The sequence below is a fragment of the Candidatus Latescibacterota bacterium genome (genome assembly GCA_019038625.1).
Lineage (GTDB): Bacteria > Krumholzibacteriota > Krumholzibacteriia > Krumholzibacteriales > Krumholzibacteriaceae > JAGLYV01.
Genome location: JAHOYU010000017.1, coordinates 1 through 2341, shown reverse-complemented (window position 1 = coordinate 2341; position 2341 = coordinate 1). Strand labels below are relative to the sequence as shown.

The 2341-nt window shown below is 47.2% G+C and carries 2 protein-coding genes; both read left to right on the top strand.

The window, feature by feature from the left end:
• Positions 1-1095 (top strand): iron ABC transporter permease (locus tag KOO63_00900; GenBank protein ID MBU8920392.1); only part of this gene is annotated, 1095 nt, incomplete at its 5' end.
• 2 nt (positions 1096-1097) lie between these two features.
• Positions 1098-2210: an ABC transporter ATP-binding protein gene (locus KOO63_00895; protein ID MBU8920391.1), complete on the top strand. Its 1113-nt coding sequence runs from the start codon at positions 1098-1100 to the stop codon at positions 2208-2210.
• Positions 2211-2341: the final 131 nt, after the last annotated feature.

Genomic DNA, 2341 nt, shown 5'->3' with positions numbered 1-2341 from the left:
CCTCTGGTCTTGCCCGCTATCGCCGCCGGTTCCATGCTGATCCTTATTTCCTCGCTTTCCCACTTCGGTGTTCCGGCCATATTGGGATTTTCTCAGAATATTTTCACGCTACCGACCAAGATCTACGAACACATCTACAAAACGGCGGGAAGTTTCGAGGGCATCAGGAAAGGAGCGGCTCTTTCCGTCCTTCTTGTCTTCACCGTTGTGCTGGCCCTGGCTCTTCAGAGATACATACTGAAGTCAGGCCGCTTTGAAATAATTAAAGGGAAAAGTATGCGGCCCATGCTGATCAAACTGCGGGCATTCAAATTCCCCCTTCTTTTTGTCAGCATCGGTGTCCTGCTTTTCATCGTGATCCTTCCACTCACAACGATCTTCGCCGTGGGGCTGCTGAAGGTCTACGGGCTTCCGCTGACTCCCAGCAGCTTTACCCTGGATAATTTCAAAAACGTTCTGTTCCACTCCAAGATGGCCCAGGACTCTATAAAAAACAGTCTGCTTTTATCGATCACAGCAGCTTTTGTCACCATGTTCGTGGGTACCATGGTTGCCTACATCGTCATCAAGATAAAGGCAAGGGGAAAGGAGATCCTGGAGATCCTTGCTCTGCTGCCCTATTCCATCCCGGGGATCGTCCTGGCTATCGGTGTGATATTGATGTGGAGCGGCGCTTTTAAGGTAAATTTATACAACACACTGTGGATCATCCTGATCGCCTATGTAGCCCGTTACATGGCATTTTCCATGAAATCCGCTTCAGCTTCACTTGAGCAGGTACATGATTCACTTGAGGAATCCGCCAGGTCATGCGGCGCGACACACTGGCAATCGTTGGCGGATGTCACTCTCCCCTTGATCCGACCTGGAATGGTGGCAGGTTTCTTCCTCATATTCCTGCCTGCGATGCGGGAATTGACAACCTCTCTACTCCTGTACGGTCCCAAGACCAGGACCCTGGGTGTCGCCATATATTCCATTCATGAGGAGGGAAATACGGTCGAGGCCTCCGCTCTGGCAGGAGTTGCCATATTGATAATTATTACAGGCAGCCTGGTCTTGCGGTTTATCACTCGTGAGAGAAGAGGCAAATAGATATGTCAGATGTCATCCTGAAAAATATGACGAAAACGTTTGTGACAAAAACGTTCGGGAGCGTTGTTGCCGTAGACGACCTCAATTTAACCATAAAGAGCGGGGAGTGCTTTTCCATGCTCGGTCCCTCGGGCTGCGGTAAAACTACGACATTAAGGATGGTTGCAGGCTTTGAGGACCTGACAACAGGTGATATCCAGCTTGGAGAGGATATCGTCTCATCGGTCGCTAAAACAAAAAGGTACTACATGCCTCCCGAAAAACGAGGCCTCGGAATGGTTTTTCAGGCTTTTGCGGTCTGGCCGCACAAAAATGTTTTTGAAAATGTCGCCTTTCCACTGAGGATCCTGAAACTCAGTAAAAGTGTAATTGAAGAAAAGGTTAAAGAAGCATTAAATCACACCAGCCTGCAGGGTCTGGAAAGCAAATTTCCATACGACCTGTCAGGAGGGGAACAGCAGAGGATAGCACTTGCGAGGGCCATCGTTACTCAGCCGAAGATCCTTCTGCTCGATGAGCCGTTATCAAACCTGGATCCCAAGCTCAGGGAGATCATGCGCTTTGAAATAAAGGATCTTCAGAAGAAATTCAACTTTACCATTATATACGTAACTCACGACCAGACAGAGGCGATGGCGCTATCTGACCGCATGCTCGTCATGGATATGGGTAAAGTTCAACAGATTAATACTCCCACAGAAATATATAATAATCCCTCCAATTTATTTGTGTTCGATTTTATTGGAGATTCCAATTTGCTCGAGGTTGAGATTGAAAATGGAAAAATATTCCCAAAGAACTTTAAAGATCAAAACATAGAGTGTGACCTTCCCGATTCTTTAGATGAGAGAACAGTTATCCTGGCAACCCGTCCCAATGAGATCGATCTCGTACATGATGGAGGCTTTAAAGCAAAAGTAGAAGGCAGGATCCTTCTGAGTGGATACATCAATTATCGTATTAATGTCGGCAACCAGGAGGTCAAGGTTCGCTCAGCCGAAGATAAAGGGTTTCAAGTCGGGGACACGTGTGGTGTCAAATTCAACGGAATAAAATGGTATTCAGCAAGTGAGAAAATTTCTGATGAGATAAGAGAGAAGAGGAAGGTAATATAACTTGTTTGTTTTCCATAGTTGACGGATCGATGAGAAGCTGCGCCTGGGAAAGGCGCCCGGATCGATGACCGAAAACCATGTCAGCGATCCGTGAGGAAAGGGAAAATGACACTTTTCCCTTTCCGTGGAGC